Source organism: Subdoligranulum sp. DSM 23681, from assembly GCF_057005535.1.
This window is the reverse complement of the sequence record NZ_CM168050.1, coordinates 2,211,939-2,236,166: the sequence shown is the minus strand read 5'-3', so window position 1 is coordinate 2,236,166 and position 24,228 is coordinate 2,211,939. Positions and strand designations below refer to the sequence as shown.

General features: G+C 62.9%; 20 protein-coding genes. 8 read left to right on the top strand and 12 right to left on the bottom strand.

The annotated features are described in order from the left end of the window. Positions 1–107: 107 nt before the first annotated feature. Positions 108–770 (top strand): Crp/Fnr family transcriptional regulator, encoded by a 663-nt coding sequence (locus AC127K_RS10295; protein WP_483720520.1) that lies wholly within the window; start codon positions 108–110, stop codon positions 768–770. Between the two features lie 39 nt (positions 771–809). Here the strand turns inward: AC127K_RS10295 and AC127K_RS10290 are convergent, their stop codons facing one another. Continuing rightward, the gene (locus AC127K_RS10290) at positions 810–1,982 is read right to left on the bottom strand and encodes an MFS transporter (RefSeq protein WP_483720519.1); all 1,173 of its coding nucleotides are present in this window, start codon (positions 1,980–1,982) and stop codon (positions 810–812) included. A 149-nt stretch (positions 1,983–2,131) separates the two neighbouring features. Between AC127K_RS10290 and AC127K_RS10285 the strand changes: the two genes are divergently transcribed. Next, on the top strand, positions 2,132–3,091 hold the full coding sequence (locus AC127K_RS10285; protein ID WP_483720518.1) for an AraC family transcriptional regulator: 960 nt from the start codon (positions 2,132–2,134) through the stop codon (positions 3,089–3,091). A gap of 61 nt (positions 3,092–3,152) precedes the next feature. Here the strand turns inward: AC127K_RS10285 and AC127K_RS10280 are convergent, their stop codons facing one another. The 9 genes from AC127K_RS10280 to AC127K_RS10240 form a co-directional block, all read right to left on the bottom strand. Further along, entirely contained in the window at positions 3,153–3,938 is a 786-nt protein-coding gene (locus AC127K_RS10280; protein ID WP_483720517.1) for an anti-sigma-I factor RsgI family protein, read from the bottom strand. Further along, on the bottom strand, positions 3,928–4,392 hold the full coding sequence (locus AC127K_RS10275) for a sigma-70 family RNA polymerase sigma factor (RefSeq protein WP_483720516.1): 465 nt from the start codon (positions 4,390–4,392) through the stop codon (positions 3,928–3,930). The genes AC127K_RS10280 and AC127K_RS10275 overlap by 11 nt, the downstream gene beginning before the upstream one ends. A 45-nt stretch (positions 4,393–4,437) precedes the next feature. Then, on the bottom strand, positions 4,438–4,770 hold the full coding sequence (locus AC127K_RS10270) for a hypothetical protein (RefSeq protein ID WP_483720515.1): 333 nt from the start codon (positions 4,768–4,770) through the stop codon (positions 4,438–4,440). Positions 4,771–4,951: 181 nt separating this feature from the next. After that, positions 4,952–6,634, bottom strand: a complete 1,683-nt coding sequence (locus AC127K_RS10265) for a DUF2264 domain-containing protein (protein WP_483720514.1) — start codon at positions 6,632–6,634, stop codon at positions 4,952–4,954. Then, positions 6,627–8,159 (bottom strand): response regulator, encoded by a 1,533-nt coding sequence (locus AC127K_RS10260; RefSeq protein WP_483720513.1) that lies wholly within the window; start codon positions 8,157–8,159, stop codon positions 6,627–6,629. Before AC127K_RS10260 ends, AC127K_RS10265 begins: the two co-directional genes overlap by 8 nt. Then, the gene (locus AC127K_RS10255) at positions 8,134–10,014 is read right to left on the bottom strand and encodes a sensor histidine kinase (RefSeq protein ID WP_483720512.1); all 1,881 of its coding nucleotides are present in this window, start codon (positions 10,012–10,014) and stop codon (positions 8,134–8,136) included. Before AC127K_RS10255 ends, AC127K_RS10260 begins: the two co-directional genes overlap by 26 nt. 78 nt (positions 10,015–10,092) lie before the next feature. Further along, positions 10,093–10,965, bottom strand: coding sequence for a carbohydrate ABC transporter permease (locus AC127K_RS10250; RefSeq protein ID WP_483720511.1), 873 nt, complete (start codon positions 10,963–10,965; stop codon positions 10,093–10,095). Then, positions 10,965–11,852, bottom strand: a complete 888-nt coding sequence (locus AC127K_RS10245) for a carbohydrate ABC transporter permease (RefSeq protein ID WP_294541337.1) — start codon at positions 11,850–11,852, stop codon at positions 10,965–10,967. Before AC127K_RS10245 ends, AC127K_RS10250 begins: the two co-directional genes overlap by 1 nt. A 93-nt stretch (positions 11,853–11,945) precedes the next feature. Beyond that, on the bottom strand, positions 11,946–13,301 hold the full coding sequence (locus AC127K_RS10240; protein WP_294541338.1) for an ABC transporter substrate-binding protein: 1,356 nt from the start codon (positions 13,299–13,301) through the stop codon (positions 11,946–11,948). A 370-nt stretch (positions 13,302–13,671) separates the two neighbouring features. Between AC127K_RS10240 and AC127K_RS10235 the strand changes: the two genes are divergently transcribed. From AC127K_RS10235 to AC127K_RS10210, 6 genes are read left to right on the top strand one after another with little or no spacing between them, the layout of a single operon-like run. Continuing rightward, positions 13,672–14,826, top strand: a complete 1,155-nt coding sequence (locus tag AC127K_RS10235; protein WP_483720509.1) for a glycoside hydrolase family 88 protein — start codon at positions 13,672–13,674, stop codon at positions 14,824–14,826. Positions 14,827–14,845: 19 nt separating this feature from the next. Next, positions 14,846–16,426 (top strand): GH39 family glycosyl hydrolase, encoded by a 1,581-nt coding sequence (locus tag AC127K_RS10230; protein WP_483720508.1) that lies wholly within the window; start codon positions 14,846–14,848, stop codon positions 16,424–16,426. 20 nt (positions 16,427–16,446) lie between these two features. Continuing rightward, complete coding sequence (locus AC127K_RS10225; RefSeq protein WP_483720507.1) at positions 16,447–17,799, top strand: glycoside hydrolase family 28 protein; 1,353 nt, start codon at positions 16,447–16,449, stop codon at positions 17,797–17,799. A gap of 27 nt (positions 17,800–17,826) precedes the next feature. Beyond that, positions 17,827–19,917, top strand: a complete 2,091-nt coding sequence (locus AC127K_RS10220) for a glycoside hydrolase family 36 protein (RefSeq protein ID WP_483720506.1) — start codon at positions 17,827–17,829, stop codon at positions 19,915–19,917. 6 nt (positions 19,918–19,923) lie between these two features. Continuing rightward, positions 19,924–21,519 carry a glycoside hydrolase family 43 protein gene (locus AC127K_RS10215; protein ID WP_483720505.1) on the top strand — a complete coding sequence of 532 codons (1,596 nt, stop codon included), beginning with the start codon at positions 19,924–19,926 and terminating at the stop codon, positions 21,517–21,519. A 57-nt stretch (positions 21,520–21,576) separates the two neighbouring features. Beyond that, positions 21,577–22,386 carry a carbohydrate-binding protein gene (locus AC127K_RS10210; protein WP_483720504.1) on the top strand — a complete coding sequence of 270 codons (810 nt, stop codon included), beginning with the start codon at positions 21,577–21,579 and terminating at the stop codon, positions 22,384–22,386. Between the two features lie 183 nt (positions 22,387–22,569). Here AC127K_RS10210 and AC127K_RS10205 read toward each other — a convergent pair whose 3' ends face one another. Both AC127K_RS10205 and AC127K_RS10200 read right to left on the bottom strand, forming a co-directional pair. Beyond that, positions 22,570–23,931: a glycoside hydrolase family 2 protein gene (locus AC127K_RS10205; RefSeq protein ID WP_483720503.1), complete on the bottom strand. Its 1,362-nt coding sequence runs from the start codon at positions 23,929–23,931 to the stop codon at positions 22,570–22,572. Between the two features lie 21 nt (positions 23,932–23,952). Further along, a complete protein-coding gene (locus AC127K_RS10200; RefSeq protein ID WP_483720502.1) occupies positions 23,953–24,087 on the bottom strand; it encodes a hypothetical protein in 135 nt (44 codons plus the stop codon). Between the last annotated feature and the right edge of the window lie 141 nt (positions 24,088–24,228).

Below are 24,228 nucleotides of genomic sequence, written 5' to 3'. Positions count from 1 at the left end.
GAGTGTTGAAAGGCTCCCGCCGGGGCATCCTTGCCTTACGGATCCCAGTATACTATAATGACAGAAAAAGTATGTGGTTATAACCACGGAAAAAGGAGGGAGTTCCGGTGACCGAAAAACAGCCGCCGATCTTTCGCAATATCGATGAGGCGGAATACCGGGACCTGGTATCCGGCAGATGCGTGCGTCAGGCGGAGTACAAAAAAGGGGCGGTGCTCTTTCAAACCGGGGACCGGACCCGGGAGTTCGGCATTCTGCTGGACGGGGAGATCCACATTGAGAACATGGACGTGTGGGGCACCCGGCTGATCCTGCACAGCATCGGGGTGGGGCAGTCCTTTGCGGAGACCTATGCCTTCTGCAACGAGCCCCTGATGGTGGATGTGACCGCCGCCCGGGACAGCCGGGTGCTGTTCGTGGACCTGGGGGTACTGCTGACCCCCGGCAACTACGGCAAATCCTGGTACCCCAAACTGCTGCAGAACCTGCTGGTGCTGTCCACTCAGAAAAACCTGGCCTGGTCCACCCGGATGGTCTGCATTACCTCCAAGAGCATCCGTACCCGGGTGATGACCTATCTTTCCGCCGAGGCGGTGCGCCGGGGAAGCATGGAGTTCACCATTCCCTTCAACCGCCAGCAGATGGCCGATTATCTGAACGTGGAGCGCAGCGCCCTTTCCAAGGAACTGGGCCACATGCAGAAGGAAGGAATTCTGACCTTCCACAAGAACCGCTTTCATCTGCTGCGCACCGGGGAGGACACCCTGTAACCAAAAACGCCTGCCGCAAACCATGCGGCAGGCGTTTTTTCAGATCGCGGGATGCAGGCGGGTTTTGACCACCCGGGTGGCGGCCGCCATGACCAGATAGAACAGGAGCAGGTAAGCGGGGAACAGGCCGGTGCCAAGCTGCTGGCCCAGCAGGCCGAACACCGCCGGCACCACCATAATGCCCACATAGGAGGCTGCCATCTGGGTGCCCATGACGCTCTGGGAGACATCCCGCCCGAAGTTGAGGGGGGTCAGGTAGTTGAAGTTGGGGAACATGGGGCCGTTGCCCAGCCCCACCAGGAACAGTCCCAGCCCTGCCACGGCAGCCGGAGCGGGAAGCAGCAGAAGCACCACCGCCACCCCCAGGGTCCCCTGCCCCAGGGCAATGATCTTCCAGCTGCCCAGGCGCACCGACAGCAGCCCGGAAAGGAACCGGCCCACCGCAATGCCGATGTAATAGAAAACGATCATCCGGGCAGCCTGGTCCACCGACATCTGCCGGGTCTCCACCAGGAAGGTGCTGCCCCAGTTGCCGCAGGTATACTCAATGCCGCAGGAGGTGAGGAAGAGCAGGCACATGCCTCCCACACCGGGAATGCGGAGAGTCTGCCGGAAGGAGAGGACCCGCTGCGGGGATTCCTCCTCCGCTGCCCCGGCCGGACCGTGGGCCCGGTTCCACAAAGGCAGGGTGACCACCAGCAGAAGGGCAATGGCCAGCTGCATGACACACGCGGTGCGGTAACCGCCCCGCCAGCTGCCGCTGGACTGGATCACCACCGCCAGCACATACGGGCTGATGGACACCCCCACCCCGTAAAAGCAGTGCAGGAAGTTCATATGGGCCGCCGAGTAGTGCAGCGCCACATAGTTGTTCAGGGCGATATCAATGGCCCCGGCCCCCAGCCCCAGAGGCAGGGCAAAGAGGCACAGGAACCCCAGGTTGTGGGAAAAGGAATAGCCCAGCAGCGCCAGGGCGGTCAGGGCGGTGCTGAACGCCGCCACCCAGCCGGTGTCGAACCGGGCAATGACCCGGGCACTGAGCAGGCTGGACAGGATGGTGCCGCAGCAGACGGTGACACTGATGACCGTGCCGCTGGCCAGGGGCAGACCCAGCTCCGCATAAATAGCCGGCCATGCCGCCCCGAAGAGGGAATCAGGGATTCCCAGGCCGATAAACGCAATATAGATGACCAGCAACAAGACCGTTGCCATACCGAAAACCGCCTTTCGTTGTGTGTTGCCGGTGCTTTGTCCGGCGATGCCGGATACAATCTTATCACAGTCTTTTGGGGCCATCTATGGCATATCTCCGCCATTTATGGTAGAATTTACCCAAAACAGTCAGGAGGTGTACTGCGGGAATGCTCAGCCTGCTTTTGGATCATCAGCTGCAGGAATCCGTTTCCTTCGCGGATGCCTTTTTCCCCATCCAGTATTATGTGGACGACCTGAACCAGTGGCCGGACGGCCAGGTGCCCCTGCACTGGCATTTCGGGTACGAGGTTTTCTCCGCCACGGGACAGGATGTGTGGCTCCAGATCGGGGATGAGCAGCGGCTGCTGCGGGCGGGGGAATCCGTGGTGGTGGGCGGCGGGCAGCTGCACAGCTACCGCCTGAGCGCCCCCGGCCGTCCCTGTCTGTGCCCCAACATCGTCTTTTCGGAGGAGGTACTGGCCCCGCTGACCGGCACAGTGTTCCAGAAATACCTGCGTCCGCTGCTGAGCGGGCCGGCGATTTCCCATGTGATCCTCTCCCCGCTGGTTCCCTGGCAGGCCGAGGCATCCCGGGCCCTGTTCGAGGTCTACGGCCTGCTGTGCGGCCAGCCCAGCATCCTGCCGCCCTGCCCTGCCTGCCCCGCCGTCCGACCGGAAAGTTCCCCCTGCCCGGAGCTGGTCGTCCAGCAGCGGCTGCTGCAGCTGTTCACCCTGCTGTACCTGCGCCGGGAAGAACTGGGCCGCACCCCCGCCCGCCGTTCCGGTCACCGCACCCAGATCCGGATGCAGCAGATGGTGCGCTTTATCCGCTGCCATTACGCCGAGCCTCTCACCCTGGAGCAGGTGGCGGCCGCCGCCGGCATCAGCCGCAGCGAGGCCGGGCGCTGCTTCCAGAAATACTACCGGCAATCCCCCATGCACTACCTGCTGCAGTGCCGCCTGAACGCCGCACAAAAGCTGTTGCAGGACGACGCCGTCCCTGTTCAGGAGGTGGCCGCCCGCTGCGGCTTCAGCGACAGCAGCTATTTCATCAAGGTCTTTCAGAAGCACCTGAACCTCACCCCCGCCGCCTACCGCAGGCGACAGGCCGAAAAAAGAAAACCGTAAAAAACCGGACGACCAGGGAACGCTCCCGTGGCCGTCCGGTTTTTCAGGATAGTGAGCCGGGTCAGTCGCCGCCGTGGTGGCCTTCCCCGTGATGCCCTTTTTCCGTTTCCTGGTTCTGCGCCGCCTCACAGTCGGCGGAACCCCATGCGCCTCCGGAGGCAGCCGGCGCGGCGGTCTCCGGGGATGCCGTGCCCGAAAGTGCCGCGATCCGGTCCCGGATCTGCCGCATGGTCATCTGCTGCACCTCTTCCGGGGTGACGGTGGGGTCCAGCGCCGCCAGTTCCCGGTAGGCGCTGTACTTGCCGTAGGACAGCCCGCAATCGTGGGCCTTCTCCACCTCATGGGTGTCGGCCTGGTAGCAGTGGGTGTTGGTCTCGTCGGTACAGGCCTCCACATCCGCCAGCATCCGGGCACAGTGGGTCTCATCCTCCCCGATGACCCCGATCTCTACCACCGCGTCGTCGGCCAGCAGGGTCTGCACCGTGTCGGTGGAGAGGATGGTCTGCACAGCCTCGGTGTAGGGCAGATTTTCCACCGACACCTCCCCGGCCAGGGCGGTGCCGTCCTCGTTCCAGCCCTGCACCGACACCACCCGGTCAAACCGGTTGACCCCCAGTTCCAGCGAGGGGTTGATGTCGATGCTGATATGGGCGGTGGGGGTAAAGTAGAGCCACTGTCCCCCCAGCACCGCCACGGCACAGGCCGCCGCAGCCAGGGCCAGACGCAGCGGCCGCAGCCGGGGCGCCCTGCGTCCCGCCCGCCGTGCCACCGCCGCCCGGGCAGCCGCCTTCAGTTCCGGCTCGGCACGGATGCCGTCCAGGGCTTCCCGCAGCTGTTCACGCATCATCCTCACCTCCCAGGGCCTGCCGCAGCAGCCCGCGGGCGCGGGTCAGCCGGGTATAGACCGTGTTGACGTTTTTGCCCAGGATGCCGGCAATTTCGGGGGCGGTATAGCCCTCGTAATAGTGCAGGTAGATCACATCCCGGTAAGGCACCGGCAGGGCAAGGACGGCCTGCAGAACCTCCCGCTGCTCCGTCTCTGCGGGCATGGCCCGGTCCGTCAGTTCTTCCAGCGGTACCGTCCGGCTGCGGAAGAAGCTCTTGAGCAGGTCCTTGCAGGCATTGAGGGTCACCCGGATGATCCAGGCCCGCTCGTGTTCTTCCGACGCAAAGGGTTCGCCGTGGAGCAGATACTTCACAAAGACCGTCTGGAAGATATCCTCCGTATCGGCCCGGTTTTTGAGGTGCACGAAACAGATGCGCCGCACTGTGTCGGCGTATCGTTCAATGACTCTGTTCACCTCTTGTTCGCTCCGCATGCCAATCCCCTGCCCGCTGCCTGCCTTTTATCCGCCGCAATGGCCATGACCCCGGCCGTGGTGCCCGCCGGCCATGCTGCCGCAGGCCGCTCCGCACACATCACACACCCCGTCACCGTCTGCATCGTTCCAGCAGGTCACCGCCTCCGCGCAGATATCGCACAGGCCGTCCCCGTCCGTATCCCGGCGGCAGGTATGATCGCCGCATACGGTGTTTCCGTCCGCATCCGTCCGGCAGACGCTCTGCACCGCCGTGATGCCGCTGATGCCATAGCCGCCGTGATGGCCGGCTGCCAGTGCGCCCGTTGCGCAGACGCCGAAAACCAGCGCCGCCAGACCCGTTACCATTGCTTTTTTCATCTGGATCCCCTCCCGTGATTCTGTGGGCATACCGCCCGTTGCGGCCCTGAGGCCTCTTTCACCTGGAATACGACCGAGAGGGGCCGATCCATTCATCTGCTCTCCACTTTTTTCTTTGTTCACCTTACCCCGCCCCTTCCGGCGGTGTCAACCGGCAGGGCTGCGTGCGGGGGCCGGCCTTTCAGGCAAACTGCACCCGTGTTTCCAGCACCGTGGTCCCGGGGCGGATGTCATACCGCACCAGGGGGATCTGGCATTTGGGAAATACCAGGCTGGTGTTGGGGACGGGCTCCAGCACCGCCGGCGTACCGCCGGACAGCGAGGACACCGCACAGAATCCGCCGGGGTATGCCGCGCGGGCGGCGGGGCCGTCCGTTTCCGCCAGGGCACCGGGCACATCGGCGGGCAGCGCAAATCCCGCATCAAAGGCCTCACAGGGAAAGGCGGCGGTGACGGTGTGCCGGCGCAGATGGCCGTCGGCCAGCAGGGTGATCTCGGTCACCACCTCCACCCCGGGCAGCGCAGACCACTGCCAGCGGATCCCGTTCCCGGTCAGGGTCCAGTCACCGCCGTTGCCCCGGACAAAGATCTGGCCGAGATACCGGAAACAAAGGGTGGAATCGGGGGCCGCCTCCTCCAGTGTGCGCTGGGACCGGGCAATGCAGAAGGAATACCGGGAACTGTAGCAGAACTTGGCATACTTTTCCTCCATCTGGGGAAAGGCATGTCCGATCCGCAGTCCGGCCGGATAGATCACCGCTGCGCCCTGCACGCGCTGGGCCAGGACATCCGCCTGGGGCAGCGGTTTTGCGGATTCCAGCGCCGGCATGGGCGCCGGTGTGACGGTCCAGAAGGGATGGTCCTTTGGCAGCATCAGAAAAGCGAAAGCCTTCATGCACCAGTAGGGGGACCCGGGGGCGTTGTAGTTTTCCGACATCATCAGGTTGGGATACCCGTAGCCGATGCTCAGCACGCCCCCGTTGTCCCGGATGGGCCTCTGGCCCCACCAGTCCAGGTGGCGGACCACCAGGCCCTTGAGCACGGCAAGGGGCAGAACGGGGATTTCCAGGCCGATGCACAGGGAGAAAAAGGCACACTGGGCAAAGCGGTAGGTCTGGGACCGGCCGTAGGCCACGGCAGGGCCGTCTTCCCCGAACCAGTACACAAAACTCCGGGCAAATTCTTCGGCCCGCTGCCGGAAGCGGCTGCACCGCACGGGGTCCTCCTCCTGCATGACGGCGGTGTACAGCAGGGAATAAAACAGGATGGCAAAGCCGTTGTAGTAATCCTTCTGCCCATTTTTGCCGTCCCGGTACCAGCCGCCCTCCGCATAATAGCTGTCGATGCGCTGCAGCCCCAGTTCCAGGCGCTCGGCACTGTAGGGACGGCCCCGTTTTTTCAGGGCGCAGTTCACCAGGATGCAGAAAAACTGCCAGTTGCTCTGGCTGCATTCATACCGGTTGATCTGGTTCAGCCACGCGGCCAGACGGTCTTTTTCTTCCTCCGCCAGCGGGTCCCACAGGACCCCGGGGGTCAGCAGCAGGCCGTAGGCGATGGCGGCCATCTCCACAAATTTCTGGTCCAGATCCCGGCAGGGGCCCCAATAGCCGGGGTTTTGCGGGTCGGTCCCGGCTGCCAGACCCCGGCGGCAGAGCGCCTCCCATTCGGGAGCACGGCCTCCCCCCGCCCAGAAGGGTACCAGCCCCCACAGGGGACGGCTGAACGCCTCCATCGGTATGGTGGCGGTCTCATAGTGGGCGGCGGTGGCCCCCAGATCAAAGCCGGAACCGGCGGGTGTCAGCCGGGATCTCAGGGGTTCCAGAAGGGCCAGCATGCGGCCGGCCCAGACGTCCCGTTCATTCATTTTCATGCGCCTCCCCTTTGCCGGCCAGGAACTCCTTGCGGTATGCCGCGGGCGTCTTGCCGTAATACCGGCTGAACACCTCGTTGAAATAGCGGTAATCCCGGAATCCCACCTCGTCGGCGATCTCGTAGCTGCGTTTGTCCGTACTGAGCAGCAGTTCCATGGCGTGTTCCATCCGCACGCGGTTCAGATAATCCTTGAAGTTCTGCCCCACCTGCTTTTTGAAGTAGCTGCTGAAGTAAAAGGAATTCATATGAATGTGCTTGGCCAGGACATCCAGGGTCAGGTTTTCCCGGTAGTGTTCGGAGATGTAGTCCATGACCCGGCGGATGTCCTTGTGTTCGTTCTTCCGCACCTGACCGGCCATCTTTTCGTACAGTTCGTCCAGAGCCTGCCGGAACAGCCGGGTCACGGCGCGGTAGTCGGGGGCTTCCCGGGCCGCATCCATCAGTTCATTGCTGCCCCCCGCACAGCGTACGCCGGTTTTTTCCAGCCGGTCCTGGATCATGCGGCGGCAGACCAGAAGATGGTACATGGCGGTATCGGCACGGCCGTCCGCGGCGCAGGCCACCGCATCCAGGTACCGGTCCACCGCCGCGCTGCAGGCGTCCCGGTCCTGCTCCATGAAGGTGGAGGCGATCTCCTCCTGCAGGGCATGGAGCTGGGCGGGCGTGGCCTGCCGCCCCGCAAAGGGCGACCGGTCCATGGCCAGCACCGTATCCGGCAGCCAGCCTTCAAAGTAGAAATAGCGCTGGCACACATCCCGGCAGGGACGGGTATAGGTGGGGACCAGATTCATCTCCGTTGTGGCGGGACTGTACACAAACCCCACCGAACACCCGCTGCGCTGGGACAGCTTTTTCTGCACCTCATGGAGCCAGTCGTCCGCCTGCTGTTCGGTCATATCGGTCAGGAGCAGGAAATAGTTCTGCCCTTTCTGGAAGGCAAATCCCCGTTTTTCCTGCTGGCACAGGGTGTCCAGCTGGCCGAAGAAGGAGAACTTGATCAGCTGCATCTCCATCTGGTTGCGCCCGGTCAGCCCCAGGGGCTGCACCACCACCAGCAGATACCGGGACGGCGAGAGGGCCGCCGCCCGACTGAAGGCTTCCTGCAGTCCGTTGCCGGTGGAGGGGCCGTCCGGCTCCTCATAGTCCACCGAGACCGGCAGGCATTTCTGCACGGCGCGGAGCAGTTCGTCCTTCTTGACGGGTTTGAGCAGATATTCCACGGCCCCGTAGCTCAGGGCGTCGTGGGCATAGGAAAAGTCCTGGAACCCGCTGATGAAGATGACCTTTGTCTTTGACTGCACCGCATACAGCGCTTTCAGGATCTCGATGCCGATCATTCCGGGCATGGAGATATCCAGCAGGGCCAGGTCCGGTTTCCGGGCCAGGATCTCACTCAAAGCATTGCTGCCGTTTTCACAGGTGCAGCAGATCTCGATGCCCAGCTGGGACCAGTCGATCAGCATTTTCAGGCCGTTGATGATGACCGGTTCGTCATCCGCGATCAGCATGGTCAGCATGCGTATTTTCCTCCTTGTCTTCCCGGCTCTTCAGGTTGCCCGGGATGGTCACATGGATGACCGTGCCTACCCCGGGGGTGCTGAACAGGGAGATGCCGTATTCAGTCCCGTACAGGTAGCGCAGCCGGTCATGGACATTTTTCAGCCCGATGCTGCCCCACTCATAATCCTTCTTCTCCCCCGGCTGGTCGCTGTCCAGCAGGGCATAGATGCGGTTCACCGCCTCCTCGGTCATGCCCACCCCGTTGTCCATGACGGTGAGCACGATCTTGTCCTCCACCCGTTCCGCCGCCAGCTGGATATGCCCCTGGCCTTCCATGGGCTTGATGCCGTGGATGAAGGCGTTTTCCACAATGGGCTGCAGGATCAGTTTGGGGATCAGGCAGTCCACCAGATGGCCGCAGCTGCAGGAAAAGACCACCTTGTTGTTGAAGCGGCAGTTGAGCAGATACACATACTTGGTCAGGATGTCGATCTCCCTGCGCAGGGGCACCAGGTCATTGACGGTGCCGATCACATACCGTATCTGATCGGACAGGGCCTCCACCATCTCCGCCACCATGTTGTCCTGCCGGCTGACGGCGGTCATGCGGATGACTTCCAGGGTGTTGTACAGGAAATGGGGGTAGATCTGGCTTTTCAGGGCGTTGAGCTCGGCTTCGGTCTGTTTGATCTTGGCCACATAGACCTGCTTGGTATAGGTGTCCAGCTCGGCGCTCATCCGGTTGAACCGCTGGGTCAGATAGCCCAGTTCATCGTTGGAGGTCACCGGGATGCGGCCGGAGAAGTTGCCGCTTTCCACCTCGCCCATATGCTGGATAATGTTGCGCAGCGGCTGGGTCAGACGACGGGAGAAGAACATGGCCCCCAGCAGCAGGCAGGCCAGGGACAGGGCGGCCACCACGGTGATGATCTGCTGCATGGCCCGGATCTGGGCTTCGATGGGCAGGCGGCTCTGGGTGCACCAGACCGTCAGGCCGTATTCCGGGATCTCCTGCTGCAGGCACATCTGCCCGTGGGAAGGCTCTACTGAAGTGTCCAGGGTCTGCCCCACCAGTGTTTCGTCGGAGGAAAAGTAGCAGTGTCCGGCGGCGTCGGTCACATAGACGGTGCCGCCGTCGGTCAGGTTCAGGGTATCAAACAGCTGGTCGAAGGCGTCGGTGCTCAGATCGATGAACAGGGTGCCCAGGTATTTTTCGTTGCCCACGGTGCCGGTGATGTCGTAATAGTTGCGTCCCACCGTGAGCACATACTGGGTGCGGGACCCGCGGAACCCCACATAGTCCAGCTCGTGGGTGGGGATCAGCAGCATTTTGCGGCTGGTGGTGTCCAGACGGCTGTAGCCGATCATCTCCAGGAAAAGGGCGTCATCAAAGTTGGAGTTGTTGTAGTTGCCCTTGTGGTAGCACACGGGGGTCTGCCCTGCGGGGGCGTAGACGAAATGGGTGGCCTCGATGCTGGGATCGGTCTTGTTCAGATAATTCAGGAACAGCCCCATCTCCCACCGGATGGACGCGGCCACATCCGCACTGTCCGTGAAATACTCTCCCGTCAGGATCTTGTGCAGGTTGTCGTAGTTGTTGTAATCATAGGAAAAGTCCCCCTGGGAGGAATAGTTGTAGTAGTAGCAGAACTTGGACAGGTCGGTGTAGCTGTCCAGCCGGGCCCGGATGGAATAGGCCGAATAGGCGATGGCGTCCTCATAGACCGTTTCCAGGCTGTCCCGGTACTCGGTGAGCATCTGGCGCTGCATCACGGTGGTCAGCAGTACGATGGGCAGGATGCCCAGCAGGATGGTGACGATGGTGAATTTTGCAAACAGACTGACCCGGAGCGGGCGGCGTGCTTTTTCCATGATGCGTTCACTCCAAAAATCCAAAATTGGGTGCGGGCATCTGCCCGCACCCAATCATACCATAACAGAGCCTTTTTTTCACCCTTTGGCCGCGCCGGACATGATGCCTTTGACAAAGTATTTCTGCAGGCAGACATAGATGATCAGCGCAGGTACCAGCGAGATCAGCGTACCGGCAAACACGATGTCCCAGCGGGCGGTGTACTGACCCACGAAGGAGTAGACCGCCACCGTGATGGTCTTGGCCTGATCGGAGGGCAGTGCCAGGTAAGGCATGAGGAAGTCGTTCCAGATTCCCAGACCGTTGAGCACGATCAGGGAGGCGGTGCAGGGGCCCAGCAGCGGGAACACCACACGCCAGAAGGCCATGAACTCGGTGCAGCCGTCGATCTTGGCGGCTTCCTCGATTTCCAGGGGCACGCCTTTCAGGAAGCTGGTGTACAGCAGGGTGCCGAAGGCCACCGACCCGGAGATGTAGCAGATGATGGGGCCCCACAGGGTACCGTAGATGTGGAAGACCTTCATCTCCTTGAACAGGGGGAACATGTACAGATGGAAGGGCACCATCATGCCGGCGGTGAAGTAGAGGTAGATGAACTTGGTGCTGCGGCTTCTGTGACGCTCGATGGCGTAGGCGGCCAGCGGCACGATGAGGACGATGAGGATCTCACTGACCACGGTCAGGAACACCGTGTGCCAGATGGCGGTGAAGAAATCCGTCTTGGCGAACAGATCCTGGAAGTTTTTCAGGTACAGCTCGGTGGGAAAAGACAGGGGCGATTTCAGGATATCGCCGTTGCTTTTGAAGGCGGAGATCACCGCAAAGTAGATGGGATAGACAAAGAGGAAGGCCAGAACTGCCGTGACAACGAAGGTGACAACGGTGGATGCCTTGAATTTCTGCTTGTTCAGGGGCGTGGTCTCGGTGACCTGTGCGGTTTTGGTTGCCATTACAGCTGCACCTCCCGTTTGCGAAGAATGGTGGACTGGATGCTGTTGAGCACCAGGATGATGAAGAGCAGCACCACGCCCACGGCCGTGCCGTATCCCTGGCGGCCTTCGCCGAAGCCGGACTTGTACAGCAGATAGACAATGGTCTCGGTGGCGAATCCGGGGCCGCCATCGGTCATGACGGCGATCTGGTCAAAGACCTTCAGGCCGTTGATCAGGGACAGGGTGAAGCAGATGGTGAAGGAGCCGGAGATCAGGGGCAGGGTGATGTAGCGGAACCGCTGCACCGCGGAAGCACCGTCGATGGTGGCGGCCTCCTGCACATCCTGGGGAACCCCCTGCAGCGCGGCCAGGTAGATGATCATGTAGTAGCCGGCGCCCTTCCAGATCATGACCACAGCCACGGCCCAGATGGCGATGTCCGCATTGCCCAGCCAGTCCTGCTTGAGGGCTTCCAGGCCCAGCACGTCCAGGACCTTGTTGATGGGTCCGAAGTTGTAGCTGTACATGATCTTCCAGATAAAGCCGGAGACGATGCCAGACAGGATGACCGGCAGATAGAAGATGGCCCGGAAAAGATTTTTGGCACGGCAGACGTTGTCCACCAGCAGGGCCAGGGCCAGCGCCACCACGTTTTCACAGATGGAGATCACCACAGTCAGCAGGGCGGTATTCTTCAGAGCATTGCCGAAACGGGCACTGGTGAAAATCTCTTTGTAGTTGGCCAACCCGATGAAGGTAATGTTCGGGTTGATGCCGTCCCAGGAAGTAAAGCTGTAATAAAAGCTGGAAATGGTCGGCACGGTGATAAACAGCGTGAACAGCACGAAGGCGGGCGCAATGAACAGGAACGCCGTTTTATCAAATTTCTTCTTTTTTGACAGCATGGTCGGGAAACCTCCGTTTTCGTGTGGCGATCTTGTCAAAAGAAAGGGGGCGCGCATCCCGGCGGGGAAACGCGCCCCTTTTGTCTGACGCTTTTACGCTACGCCCAGACCGGTGGTGGGGTTAAAGCTCTGCAGGGCAACGTCCCAGGTCTTCTGCAGCTCTTCCGAGGCAGAGTTGACATCGCGGGTGCCCTGGGCGATCTCGATGCAGGTCTTGTAGGCGAAGTTGCGGAAGTCGGGAGGCAGCTCCTTGTTGCCGATCTCCTGGTTCCACATCAGGTGCAGGTAGTCAGCGCTTTCCAGGGCGTCCAGAACATCCTGGAACTGCTCGCTCACGTCCATGGTGGGCATGGTGGCGGTGGTGGGGATGGCAGCCATGACCTCGCAGTACTCGCCGTACACTTCATCGCTGAAGAAGTACTGGCAGAAGGCATCAAAGGCAGCCTGCTTGTTGGGATCCTTGGCCGCTTCGGCGCTCAGGGCCCAGCCGCCGGCGGTGCCGCCGCCCAGCAGGGAAACCTTGCCCTCACGGTCGGGAACCGCGAACCAGCCAAACTCGAACTCAGGGTCGGCGTCGGTGATCTGGCTGAACATATGGGTTCCGGAGAACATCATGGCAGCCATGTCATTGACGAAGAAGGTGGTGATCTGGGCGTCGGGGGTGGAGGCCCAGCCTTCCTGCGCAAAGCCCAGCAGCTGGCTCAGATCGGTCAGCGCCTGCTGGTAGTTGGGGTCGGAGAAGTTCTTTTCGCCGGTGTAGCACTCTTCGATGAAGTCGGGGTCGGTCTCCAGCACGTCGTTGGCGTAGCACAGGTCATACAGGAAGCCGATATGCCACACATCGCTGCCGCCCACGACCAGCGGGGCCATGTCGCCCTTGTCCTGGATGGTCTGGCACAGGGTGATGAACTCGTCCCAGGTGGTGGGGATCTCCAGGCCGTTGTCGGCGAAATACTGCTTGTTGTACATCATGCCCATGGTGTTGGCACCGGAGAAGGGCGCGGTGTAGGTCACGCCGTCAAAGTCCACATTGGAGCTGAACAGGGACGCCACTTCGTCGCTCAGGGGGGCCAGCTTGCCGGCGCGGACATACATGGCGGTGTCGCGCATTTCCATCATGTCGGGGAACTCGCCCACGCTGTCCTTGGTCTTCAGGAACTCGCTGTAGGAGCCGCCGTCACCGGGCTGGATGGTGATGGTGATGTCGGGATACTTCTCATTGAAGCCATCCACGATCTTGTTCATCTGGGTCTTGAAGGCGTCGTCGCCGTCCGCAAAGACGAAGGTCATCTCGGTGGGTTCGGTGACAATGCTCTCGGCAGCGGCCGCTTCCGCGGTGCTGCTCTCGGTGCTTGCGGTGCTCTCGGAGGAAGGCGCCGTGCCGCCGCATCCGGCCAGCATGGCAGCTGTCATTCCGGCCGCCATCAAAACGGACAATGCTTTTTTCATGGTGTTCTCCTTTTCGTTGGATTTGTGCGTTCTCTTCGGGGCCGTGCCCCTTTCGTTGTGATTATTGTACCGGATTGTCGGCCAAAGAAACAGGCGCTTTTTTTAGACCAACGTGGGTGAATTTAACTTGTTTCACTAAAAAAAGCCCACATTTTGTCTGACAGCCGTCAACATGCACAAAAGATTTTCTCCTGTCTTCACCATCTTGCCGGACCAGCAGGCCAAAAGGATTTTTTCCGCCGCCAAAGCCTGCAAAAATCCCACTTTGCCCTTAAATTTCCGCCTTTTTTTCCGCCGTGGCCAAATGATAAGATAGAGACAACAAAAGTACCGGACACTCCCTTATTTTACAGAAAAGGAGATTCTTCCTATGCTGCTTTCCCACAAGACCGAAGCCGCCTGGGCGCAGGACGCCGCCCGCCGGTTTGAACACAAGCTGCGCGCCGTGCGGGTGCGCAGCGCCGAAAAAATCCCCAGCCGTGCCGTGGACGGCGTACACAACAACAAGGCGGACGGCGGTACCTACACCCCGGACGACGGCCTGTGCTGGTGGACCAACGGCTTCTGGGCCGGCATGCTCTGGCAGGCCTACCGGATGACCGGGGACGAAGCCTATAAGGAAGTGGCGCGCTATACCGAACGGCGGCTGGACGACTGCTTTCGGAGTTACTGCGGGCTGCACCACGACGTGGGGTTCATGTGGCTGCCCAGCGCGGTGGCCGATTACCGCCTGACCGCAGACGGAGATGCCCGCCGCCGGGGCCTGCATGCCGCCAGCCTGCTGGCCGGACGGTTCAATCCCGCCGGGTTTATCCGGGCCTGGAACGACATTCCCGGCTCGGAAGCGGATACCCGGGGCTGGGCCATCATCGACTGCATGTTCAACATTCCCCTGCTGTACTGGGCCAGTGAGGAGACCGGCGACCCCCGCTTCCGGAAGATCGCCATGACCCACGCCGACACGGTGGCCGCCAACTTTGTGCGGGCCGACGGCAGCGTGCGGCACATTGTGGAATTTGATCCCGAGACCGGCTCCTTTGTGCGGGATTACGGCGGGCAGGGCTATGCCCAGGGTTCCAGCTGGACCCGGGGGCAGGCCTGGGGGCTGTACGGATTTGTGATGAGCTACAAACACACCGGTGCGGTGCGGTATCTGGCCATGGCGGAAAAGATCGCCGCCTATTTCATCGCCCACATCCCCGCCGACGGGGCCATTCCGGTGGATTTCTGCCAGCCGGAAGAGCCCCGCTGGTACGACGACATTGCCGCCGCCGTGGCTGCCTGCGGGCTGCTGGAACTGGCGGACCTGGTGCCGGAAAAGCAGGAAGTCTACCTGTCCCCCGCCCTGAGGATGCTGCACCGGCTGGACGACACCGCCGACTGGGACGAAGGCCGGGACGGATTTCTGTGCAACTGCTCCGCCGACTACCACGGTCGGGAACACAACGTCAACTTCACCTACGGTGATTACTATTTCCTGGAAGCGCTGCTGAAACTGACCGGACAGGGCATTTTTCTTTGGTAAGGAGGCGGGATCCATACCTGTGAAAGTGATTGCCATGCAAGGGGACCTGGGTGCCGCCGGACAGCCCTTTGCCCACCATTATTCTGTCTGTGTGGGCGCGGGCAGAGCCTGCGAAGGTCTGCGTGCGGACTGGCAGGCCCAGCTGTGCCGTGCCCACAGGGAATGCGGATTTGAGTATGTCCGGTTTCACGGGCTGCTCACCGATGATATGCATGTCTGCTACCGGGACGAGAGCGGTGCCCTGCGCTACAGCTGGCAGTATGTGGACAGTCTGTTCGACGCCCTGCTTGCCATGGGCGTCCGTCCCTTTGTGGAATTCGGGTTCTGCCCCGCCGTGCTGGCCGGCGGCACCCGCACCCAGTTCTGGTGGCAGGGCCGGGTGGACCCGCCCGCCGACCTGGACGCCTGGGCGGATCTGGTGGGCGCGGCCTGCCGCCACTGGGTGGCGCGCTACGGCGCCGAGGAGGTCCGCCGCTGGTATTTTGAGATCTGGAACGAACCGGACCTGAATGCTTTCTGGAACGGTACCCGCAGCCAGTATTTCGCTCTGTATGCCGTCAGCGCCCGGGCCGTCAAGGCCGCGGACCCCGCCCTGCGGGTGGGCGGTCCCGCCACCAGCAACTTTGTGCCGGATGACCGCTTTGACGGCGAGGTGGAGGACACTTCCCGGCAGCTGACCGCCTTTGCGGAGGATCTGGACGCCCTGGACTGGCACGGGGTCTGGATCGAGGAGTTCCTGGCCTACTGTGCCGCCCATCATCTGCCGGTGGATTTTGTTTCCGCCCATCCCTACCCCACCGACTGGGCCCTGGACGGGCACGGCAACACCTGCAAGCGCACCCGCAAGCGCCGCAGCCTGGAGGAGGACGTGGAGTGGCTGCGGCAGGCGGTGGCCCGCAGCGCTTACCCCCGGGCCGAGCTCTGTCTGACCGAGTGGAGCTCCTCCCCTTCCAGCCGGGACTGCTCCCACGATGAACTGCCCGCTGCCTGCTATATAGCCGATGCGGCCCTTTCGGTGAACGAAAATATCCGCTGTCTCTCCTACTGGACCTTCACCGATATCTTTGAGGAGCTGGGCGGCGGGCATCTGCCCTTCCACGGCGGGTTCGGGCTGTTCAACTTCAACGGCATCCCCAAGCCGGCCTACCATGTCTACCGGATGATGCACCGCCTGGGAGATACCCTGCTGCACCGGACCGGAGACTGCATCATCACCCGCAAGGACGAGCAGCTGCGGGCCATGGCCTGGAATTATTCCGACGCCCAGCCCAAAGCCGTGCCCATGTGTGCCTTTCCCGATCATGAGGCCGCCGCCCGCGTGCTGGCCGACGGCACCCCCGCCCTGCTGACACTGGACCTGCGGGGCCTGCGTCCCTGCCAGACCGTGCTGGTGGAACAGCTGGATGAAGCCCACGGCGATGCCGCTGCCCTCTGGCGGCAGATGGGGGCCCCGGAAAACCTGACCCCCGACCAGACCCGTGCCCTGCGTCAGGCCGCCGGGGCCACCGGCCGCACAGTGCTCCGCGCGGACGACCGGGGCGTCCTGCAGGCTGAGCTGTCCCTGCCTCCCTGGGCGGTGGTGCTGCTGCAGTCTCTTTGACCGGAGGGGAGGACGGATCCATGTCTTTTGTGTTTGATCCCCGGGATTTCGGCGCCGTCGCCGACGGCGTGACCCGGGATACCGCCGCGGTGCAGGCGGCCATCGACGCGGCCGCCGCCCAAGGCGGGACCGTCCTGCTGGCCGGCGGGCGGTTCTGCTGCGGCACCCTTTATCTGAAAAGCAACCTGACCCTGGAGATCGCGGCCGGGGCGGTGCTGCTTGCCAGCCCGGACATTGCCGATTACGGCCGTGACACCCATCACAACCGCTACCGCAACGAGCCGGAACTGGACCGCTGTTTTCTGTTTGCGGCGGACGCGGAACACATCCGGCTGTGCGGCGACGGCACCATTGACGGAAACGCCGCCCGGTTTCCCAACCCGGGGGATATCTGCCGGCCCATGATGCTGCGGATGCTGCGGTGCCGGCATGTCCGGCTCACCGGGCTGCATCTGGTCAATGCCGCCGCCTGGACCACCGCCTTCCTGGACAGCGAGTTCCTGCACGCGGCGGACCTGTACATCGAAAACCATACCAACTATAATGGAGACGGGCTGGACTTTGACGGCTGCCGCCACGTCTATGTGCGCGGATGCCATATCCAGGGCACCGACGACAACCTCTGCCTGCAATCCAGCGGACTGCCGATGGAGGACGTCCATATTTCGGACTGTTCCTTCACCTCCGTCTGCGCCGGCATCCGCATCGGGCTGAAATCCATCGGGCCCATCTCCAACGTGGTCATCTGCAATTGTACCATGCGCAGCATCTGGCGGGAAGGCATCAAGATCGAGTGCAGCGAGGGCGGCTCCATCACCGACGTGATGGTACACAACATTGCCATGCACAATGTGCGGCGGCCCCTTTTCGTCATACTGAACAACCGGTTCCGCCCGGATGATCTGGGCAGCAGCCTGGAACTGGATCACATGCCGCCCATCGGCCGGATCGCCCGCCTGTACTTTGCGGGCATTACGGCGGTGGATGACGAGACCATGGCCCTGACCCAGCGCCGTTTTGACCGGGATGTGATGGGCAGTCCCGCCTTCGGAGGCTGCCGCTTTGACGCCAACGTCCGGCATCCCATAGAGGATGTGACCATCCGGGACTTTTGCTACACCGCCATCGGCGGGGTGGACCCCCGGACCCTGCCGGAAGAATACCCCGAAGTGCCGGACCGGCTGTGCACCCCCGACGGGCCGGGAAGCGAGAACTACTGGCCCGACTGGAGCCGGACCACCCACCTGGATCTGCGGAATGTGCGGGGACTGGTCACACAGGGGCTGCACTTTTCCCTGCTTCATTCGGACGGACGGCCCGCTGTTCTGCGGCAGGGCTGTGAAGACCGGCCCCGGGAGGTGGGGTCCACCTGACCGGCAACCAACAAATGAGGTGATTGCATGAACCGTGAAATCCTGTCCGTGACCGCCCTGGGCGGCCTGTGCGCCGTGTACCGCCGGGAGCGGGAGACCGGCACGGCGGAACTACTGCTGGTGCCTGCCGGCACGGAAAGCAGCATCTGCCGCACCGACTGCGCCGCCGAGCCCCTGGTGCAGGCCAAGCTGCGCCAGGACGATGCCCCCACCTTTTTCAGCGGCGGGCAGACCATGCGCAGCAGCCCCACCACCCTGGCCATGGAATACGCGGGACAGACGGTGCGGCCCCTGGCGGACCGGACCGTCATCACCACCCGGCTGCAGGATCCCCGGGGGATGGGGTACACCCATACCCTGACCCTCTTTGCGGACAACCCCGCCGCCGAGGTGACCGTATCGGCTGAAAACACCGGCACAGTCCCCCTGACCCTGGAAATGCTGTCCTCCTTCACCCTGGGCAGTCTTTCCCCCTTCGGGCAGGGGCTGGACCCCGAAACCCTGGTGATCCACCGCATGCGCTCCCACTGGAGCGCCGAAGGCCGGCTGGTCAGCGAACCGGCCGAGGACCTGCAGCTGGAACCGAGCTGGAAACCCAGTTCGGCCAACAGTCTGCGGTTCGGCTGCGTGGGCAGCCTGCCGGTGCGGGGGTATGTCCCCTTCTGCGGGGTGGAGGACACCGTCCGGCAGATCACCTGGGCGGCCGCCACCACCCAGGGCAGCAGCTGGCAGATGGAACTGTACCGCAGAGACAACGGTCTGTCCCTGTCCGGCGGGCTGGCGGATGCCGAATTCGGTGCCTGGTCCAAGACCCTGGCGCCAGGAGAGAGCTTCACCGCCCCCAAGGCCGTTCTCACCGCCGTGCGGGGCGGCGTGGACCAGGCGTCCCGGGCGCTGGCCGAAAACACCCGCCGTGCCATCGAGGCCATCCTGCCCGACTGTGAGCGGGAACTGCCGGTGATCTTCAACGAATTCTGCTCCACCTGGGGCTGCCCCACCGAGGAAAGCGTCCTGCGGCAGGTCCGGTCCCTGGCCGGCCGGGGCATCGGGTATTATGTCATTGACGCGGGCTGGTACGATGACCGCCCCTTTGATTATGGCTGCCGCCTGGGCAGCTGGCAGGTCAGCAAAAAAAGTTTTCCCCGCGGCCTGGGACCGGTGGTGGATGCCATCCACCAGGCCGGCATGAAGGCGGGCATCTGGTTCGAGTTCGAGATAGCCGGCCGGGATGAGCCGGACTGCTTCCAGCGCACCGACTGGCTGCTCCACCGCCACGGCATCCCCATCACGGTGGGTGACCGGCGGTTCTGGGACCTGCGCAAGCCGGAAGTACAGGACTATCTGGCCCGCCATGTGATCGATTTTCTGCGGGACAACCGCCTGAACTACCTGAAGGTGGACTACAACGAGACCATCGGTCTGGGCTGCGACGGCGCCGAAAGTCTGGGGGAAGGCCTGCGCGGGCAGATCGAAGCCAGCACCGCCTTTTTTGCCCGCATCCGCCGGGAACTGCCCGATCTGGTGCTGGAGATCTGTGCCTCCGGCGGGCACCGGCTCTGCCACGCCTTTCTGGAGCTGGGCTGCATGGCCAGCTTTTCCGACGCCCACGAATGTGATGAGATCCCTGTCATTGCGGCCAACATGCACCGGATGATCCTGCCCCGCCAGAGCCAGATCTGGGCGGTGGTCAAGGCCGGCCAGCCGCTGCAGAAGCTGTATTACCAGCTGTGCAGCGGCCTGCTGGGCCGGCTGTGCCTTTCGGGGGAGCCGGATGCGCTGAGCGCCGAACAGTGGACGGTGATCGAACAGGGCATCCGCTTTTACCGGAAAGCCGCCCCCGTCATTGACCGGGGCGAGACCCGGCGCTATGGCCGGGATGTGCCCAGCTACCGTGCCCCCCGGGGCTGGCAGGGCCTGGTCCGCCGGGGGGCCGGCACCACCCTGGCGGTGGTCCACACCTTCGCCCAGGCGCCGGGAACGCTGGAACTGCCGGTGCGGGGCACCGTGATGGCAGTCCTGGCCCGACCGGGCATTCTGGTCCAGAGCGGACCGGCCCTGTACCTGACCGGTCTGCAAGACTTTGACGGCGTGGCCGTCCTGCTGAAAAACGAGGAATGATGCACCATGGCCAATCGGATACACAATCCCATCCTGCCGGGGTTTGCCCCGGACGCCAGCGCCCTGCGGGTGGGGCAGGATTATTACATTGCCACCTCCACCTTTGACTGGTGGCCCGGTATCGAGATCTACCATTCCCGGGACCTGGTGAACTGGTCCTGGGCCGCCGCCCCCATCGCCCGCCGGGAGATGGTCCCCAGCGAGATGCTGGGCAACTACAATTCCGGCGGATTGTGGGCCCCGCACCTCTCCTACGCGGACGGGCTGTTCTGGCTGGTCTATACCGACGTGAAAAGCGCCACCGCCTTCAAGGACACCCTGAATTATGTCACCACAGCGCCGGACATCACCGGGCCGTGGAGTGATCCCACCCTGGTCACCGCCAGCGGTTTTGACCCGTCCCTGTTCCACGATGACGACGGCCGGCATTATTTTTTGAACATGCTGTTCGACTGGCGGCTGGAAAATCCCGGCTTTGCCGGCACGGTCATCCAGGAATTTGATCCCGTGACCCGCCGGCTGGTGGGCAAGCGGTCCCATTTTTACCGGGGCACCTCCCTGGGCGTCTGTGAAGGGCCCCAGATCCTGAAAAAGGACGGCTGGTATTATCTGCTCTGCGCGGCGGGCGGCACCGGCTACATGCACGCGGCCACCGTGGCCCGGGCCCGCACGCTGGAAGGTCCCTTTGAGGAATCCCCCTTCTTTCCGCTGCTCACCGCCCGGGACGATCCCGACAATCCCCTGCAGAAAAGCGGGCACGCCTGCTTTATCCAGATCGGCGAGGAATGGTACATCACCCACATCTGCGCCCGCCCGCTGATCCGCCGGGGATGCTGCCCCCTGGGACGGGAAACCGCCCTGCAGAAAATCGAATGGGTGGACGGCTGGCCCCGGCTCATCAACGGCAGCTGCCACCCCGACCTGGAAGTGCCCATGCCCCGGGCGGCGGCACAGGCGGTACAGCTGCGGGACCACAGCGAAGCCGTACACTTTTCCCCGGCGTCTCCCCTGCCGCCCAGCTTCAAGACCCTGCGCACCCCCCTGGTCCCGGAAAAGGACTACAGCCTGACGGTCCGGCCCGGTTGGCTGCGCCTGTACGGCGGGCAGAGCCTTTCCAGCCATCACAGGCAGACCCTGTTTGCCCGACGCTGGCAGAGTTTCCGGTTCACCGCCGAAACCAGACTGGACTTTTCCCCCGAAAGTTTCCAGCAGATGGCGGGGCTGGTGCTGTTCTACGATACCTGCAACTGGATCTACGCCTATGTGACCTGGGATGAAGTGCGCCGGTCCAGGATCCTCCGGGTCCTGCGCTGCGATTACAAGGATTTTTCCTACGGCAGCGAGGCTGTCCCGCTGACCGGGGCGGTGGTGAAACTGAAAGTGGAGGTGGACCACGCCCAGGCCCGTTTCTTCCATGATGCGGGCGAAGGCTGGCAGCCCCTGGGCGACGTCCAGCCCGCCGACCACCTGAGCGATGACTATGTGGAGACCCGCCGGGGCCGCTGTGCTTTCACCGGCGCCATGGTGGGACTTTGCGCCCAGGACATGGACGCCCGACACAGCTATGCGGATTTTGCGTATTTTTTGTATCAGGAGCGGTGAGGGACCGGAACCGATGTCCCCTGCAGCCCCCTTCCCAAAAGAAAAGAGGAAACAGAAATGGCCATGATCAAGCTGAAAGTTCTCAACGCCCGGGGAGAGACCCTGGCCGTCAGTCCGGCCGGATCCCGGGTCTCCCTGGTGCACACCGCCCCCTACCAGGCGGGAGACTGGATCGCCCTGGAATGCGGTGCTTCCGGCGTGTACTGCGTCATCCAGCTGGAGGACTCCATGCCGCCCGCCCTTGTGTATATAAGGGGGTCCGCCATGGATTTCCCCATCCCCCCCCCCGCAGACAACCGGGTCAACTATTCCCCCAAAAGTTTTACCGGTTCCTCTCATCTGATCCGCGCCCGCACCGCCACGGTGGACGAGATCACCGCCTGCCGGAATCTGGCCCTGAATCCCTACGACTGCCACGGGGAACACGGCTTTTTCCCCCACGCCACAGCCAATGTGGAGACCCGGGGCGAGGCGGTCTTTGCGGCACGGAATGCCATTGACGGGATCTACGAGAACAGCGCCCACGGTGCCTGGCCGTACCAGAGCTGGGGCATCAACCGGGATCCCCGAGCCCGTTTCCGGCTGGATTTCGGCCGGCCGGTGGAGGTTCGTCAGCTGAGTCTGACCCTGCGGGCGGACTTTCCCCATGACAGCTGGTGGACCCGTGCGGCGGTGGTCTTCAGCGACGAAAGCCGGGAGACCCTGACCCTGAGCCAGACGGCAGAACCCCAGCGGTTTTCCGTTTCGCCCCGCACGGTGGAATGGCTGGAACTGTGCGATCTGGAAAAGGCCGATGACCCCAGCCCCTTCCCGGCGCTGACCCAGCTGGAAGTCTGGGGCACGGAAGCCCCGGAAGGCCGTGCCTGATTTCCGGCCCGAAACGGAACAAAGGCAAGTGTTCGGATTTCTGGTCTCCTGTTCCGCTCTGTTTGGCCGGTCTCGTCCCGTGGAGGTCGTTTCCGGCCCGCGTACCCGGTTCGTGCGGCCATGCCGCAAGGGCGGACTCCCTTATCGCACAGCAGCCTTTTTCCCTGTAACAAAACGACACCCTCAAAGACCGGCGCAGGACCAGATGAGCACGGCGGCGTGGTTCTTGTCCCGCTCAAACATGCTGCGGGCCCGGTCCACCACGCAGTCCTTCCACTCCGGCAGGCTGCCGGGAACATTCCAGCTGGGTTCCACGGCGCCCAGCTTCTGCCAGCTGCCGTGGCTTTCCAGGTTGGTTTCGTCGATCATGTAGATGCCGTTTTCATCGCACAGGTCGTACCACAGGCTCTGGTCGGGGTAATGGCAGGTGCGCACGGCGTTGATGTTGTTGCGGCGGAACACCTCCATGGCGGCGTACATATCCGCCGGGTCGATGGCGCGGCCTTTCTCGGCGTTCCATTCGTGCCGGTTCACCCCGTTGAAGACGATGCGCTCCCCGTTCAGGCACATGATGCCGTTCACCATCTCGAACCGGCGGAATCCGATGCGGTAAGGCACCACCTCCTGCACGGTGCCATCGGCATCGTACAGGGTCAGTTCCGCCCGGTACAGGGTGGGGGTGGCATGGCTCCAGGGCTGGATCCCCGGCAGTTCCAGGGTGTCCCCGGTGACGGGACCGTCATACAGGGCACAGCCCTCGCTGTCTGTCAGGCGCAGGGTCACGCGGGCGCCCGCGGTCTCCCCTTCCAGTTTCAGCCGGGGCGTCAGGGTGCCGGTGGTGTTGTCCGGTTCCAGGCCCGCCTCCAGCCACAGGTCGGTCAGGTGTACCTTGGGTTTGGCATAGAGGAACACCGGACGGAAAATGCCCGAGAACCGGAAGAAGTCCTGGTCCTCGATCCAGGAGGCGCTGCACCGCTTGTGCACTTCCACGCACAGGCGGTTGACGCCGTCCCGGAGGCAATCCGTCAGCTCAAAGTCCGAGGGGGTGAAGCTGTCCTCGGCATAGCCCACAAACTGCCCGTTGCACCACAGGTACAAGGCCTGCTCCACCCCCTGGAAGCTGATGCAGACCCGCTGGCCCCACAGGCCTTCGTCCAAGGTGAAGTCCCGGGCGTAGCTGCCCACAGGAGCGTTGTCCCAGTCGATCTGCGGCGGGCGCAGGGCGCGCAGGCCGTCCCAGGGGTACATGGTATTGATGTACTGCAGCTGACCGTAGCCCTGGAGCTCGATATGTCCGGGGACCCGGATGGTATCGAAGCCGGAAAGGTCCGCGTCCTCCCGCCAGAAATCGGCAGGGCGGGCGGCCGGGTTGGGGCTGTAGGCGAACCGCCATTCGCCGTCCAGAGATTGGCGCAGGCTGCTGCGTCCGGCGGCGGCTTCCTCCGCTGTGCGGCAGCAGAGGTGGTCGGAATGGGCATCCAGACGGTTCACCGCGAACACGGTGGGGTCGGTGAGCCAGCGAAGGTCAGGGGATGTGACAAGCATGAAAATCTCCTCCGAAACAGGTCATTCTTTGACGGCACCCGCCGCAACACCGGCCAGGATGTGCCGCTGGAAGATCACATAGATGAGGATGGTGGGCAGCATGATGACGGCCTCCGCAGCCGATACCAGGTCACCGGCAGGGAGAACGTGCGGCAAAAGACATTTTCAGCGGATATTGGCCGGTTCCCGGTTTCACGCCACCTCAGTCCCTTCCTTATGCTTTGAATACAGTATAACAGGCCCGCTGTGCGAAGAAAAGCATCCGGCCGGACAGTTCGGGTTCTGAGATTCTCTTGG

Coding starts and splice junctions, on each gene's coding strand:
- AC127K_RS10260 (WP_483720513.1), bottom strand. CDS start 8,159: ATGCTGACCATGCTGATCGCGGATGACGAACCGGTCATCATCAACGGC.
- AC127K_RS10220 (WP_483720506.1), top strand. CDS start 17,827: ATGAACCGTGAAATCCTGTCCGTGACCGCCCTGGGCGGCCTGTGCGCC.
- AC127K_RS10235 (WP_483720509.1), top strand. CDS start 13,672: ATGCTGCTTTCCCACAAGACCGAAGCCGCCTGGGCGCAGGACGCCGCC.
- AC127K_RS10280 (WP_483720517.1), bottom strand. CDS start 3,938: ATGATGCGTGAACAGCTGCGGGAAGCCCTGGACGGCATCCGTGCCGAG.
- AC127K_RS10285 (WP_483720518.1), top strand. CDS start 2,132: ATGCTCAGCCTGCTTTTGGATCATCAGCTGCAGGAATCCGTTTCCTTC.
- AC127K_RS10290 (WP_483720519.1), bottom strand. CDS start 1,982: ATGGCAACGGTCTTGTTGCTGGTCATCTATATTGCGTTTATCGGCCTG.
- AC127K_RS10210 (WP_483720504.1), top strand. CDS start 21,577: ATGGCCATGATCAAGCTGAAAGTTCTCAACGCCCGGGGAGAGACCCTG.
- AC127K_RS10205 (WP_483720503.1), bottom strand. CDS start 23,931: ATGCTTGTCACATCCCCTGACCTTCGCTGGCTCACCGACCCCACCGTG.
- AC127K_RS10245 (WP_294541337.1), bottom strand. CDS start 11,852: ATGCTGTCAAAAAAGAAGAAATTTGATAAAACGGCGTTCCTGTTCATT.
- AC127K_RS10270 (WP_483720515.1), bottom strand. CDS start 4,770: ATGAAAAAAGCAATGGTAACGGGTCTGGCGGCGCTGGTTTTCGGCGTC.
- AC127K_RS10250 (WP_483720511.1), bottom strand. CDS start 10,965: ATGGCAACCAAAACCGCACAGGTCACCGAGACCACGCCCCTGAACAAG.
- AC127K_RS10255 (WP_483720512.1), bottom strand. CDS start 10,014: ATGGAAAAAGCACGCCGCCCGCTCCGGGTCAGTCTGTTTGCAAAATTC.
- AC127K_RS10265 (WP_483720514.1), bottom strand. CDS start 6,634: ATGAATGAACGGGACGTCTGGGCCGGCCGCATGCTGGCCCTTCTGGAA.
- AC127K_RS10240 (WP_294541338.1), bottom strand. CDS start 13,301: ATGAAAAAAGCATTGTCCGTTTTGATGGCGGCCGGAATGACAGCTGCC.
- AC127K_RS10215 (WP_483720505.1), top strand. CDS start 19,924: ATGGCCAATCGGATACACAATCCCATCCTGCCGGGGTTTGCCCCGGAC.
- AC127K_RS10225 (WP_483720507.1), top strand. CDS start 16,447: ATGTCTTTTGTGTTTGATCCCCGGGATTTCGGCGCCGTCGCCGACGGC.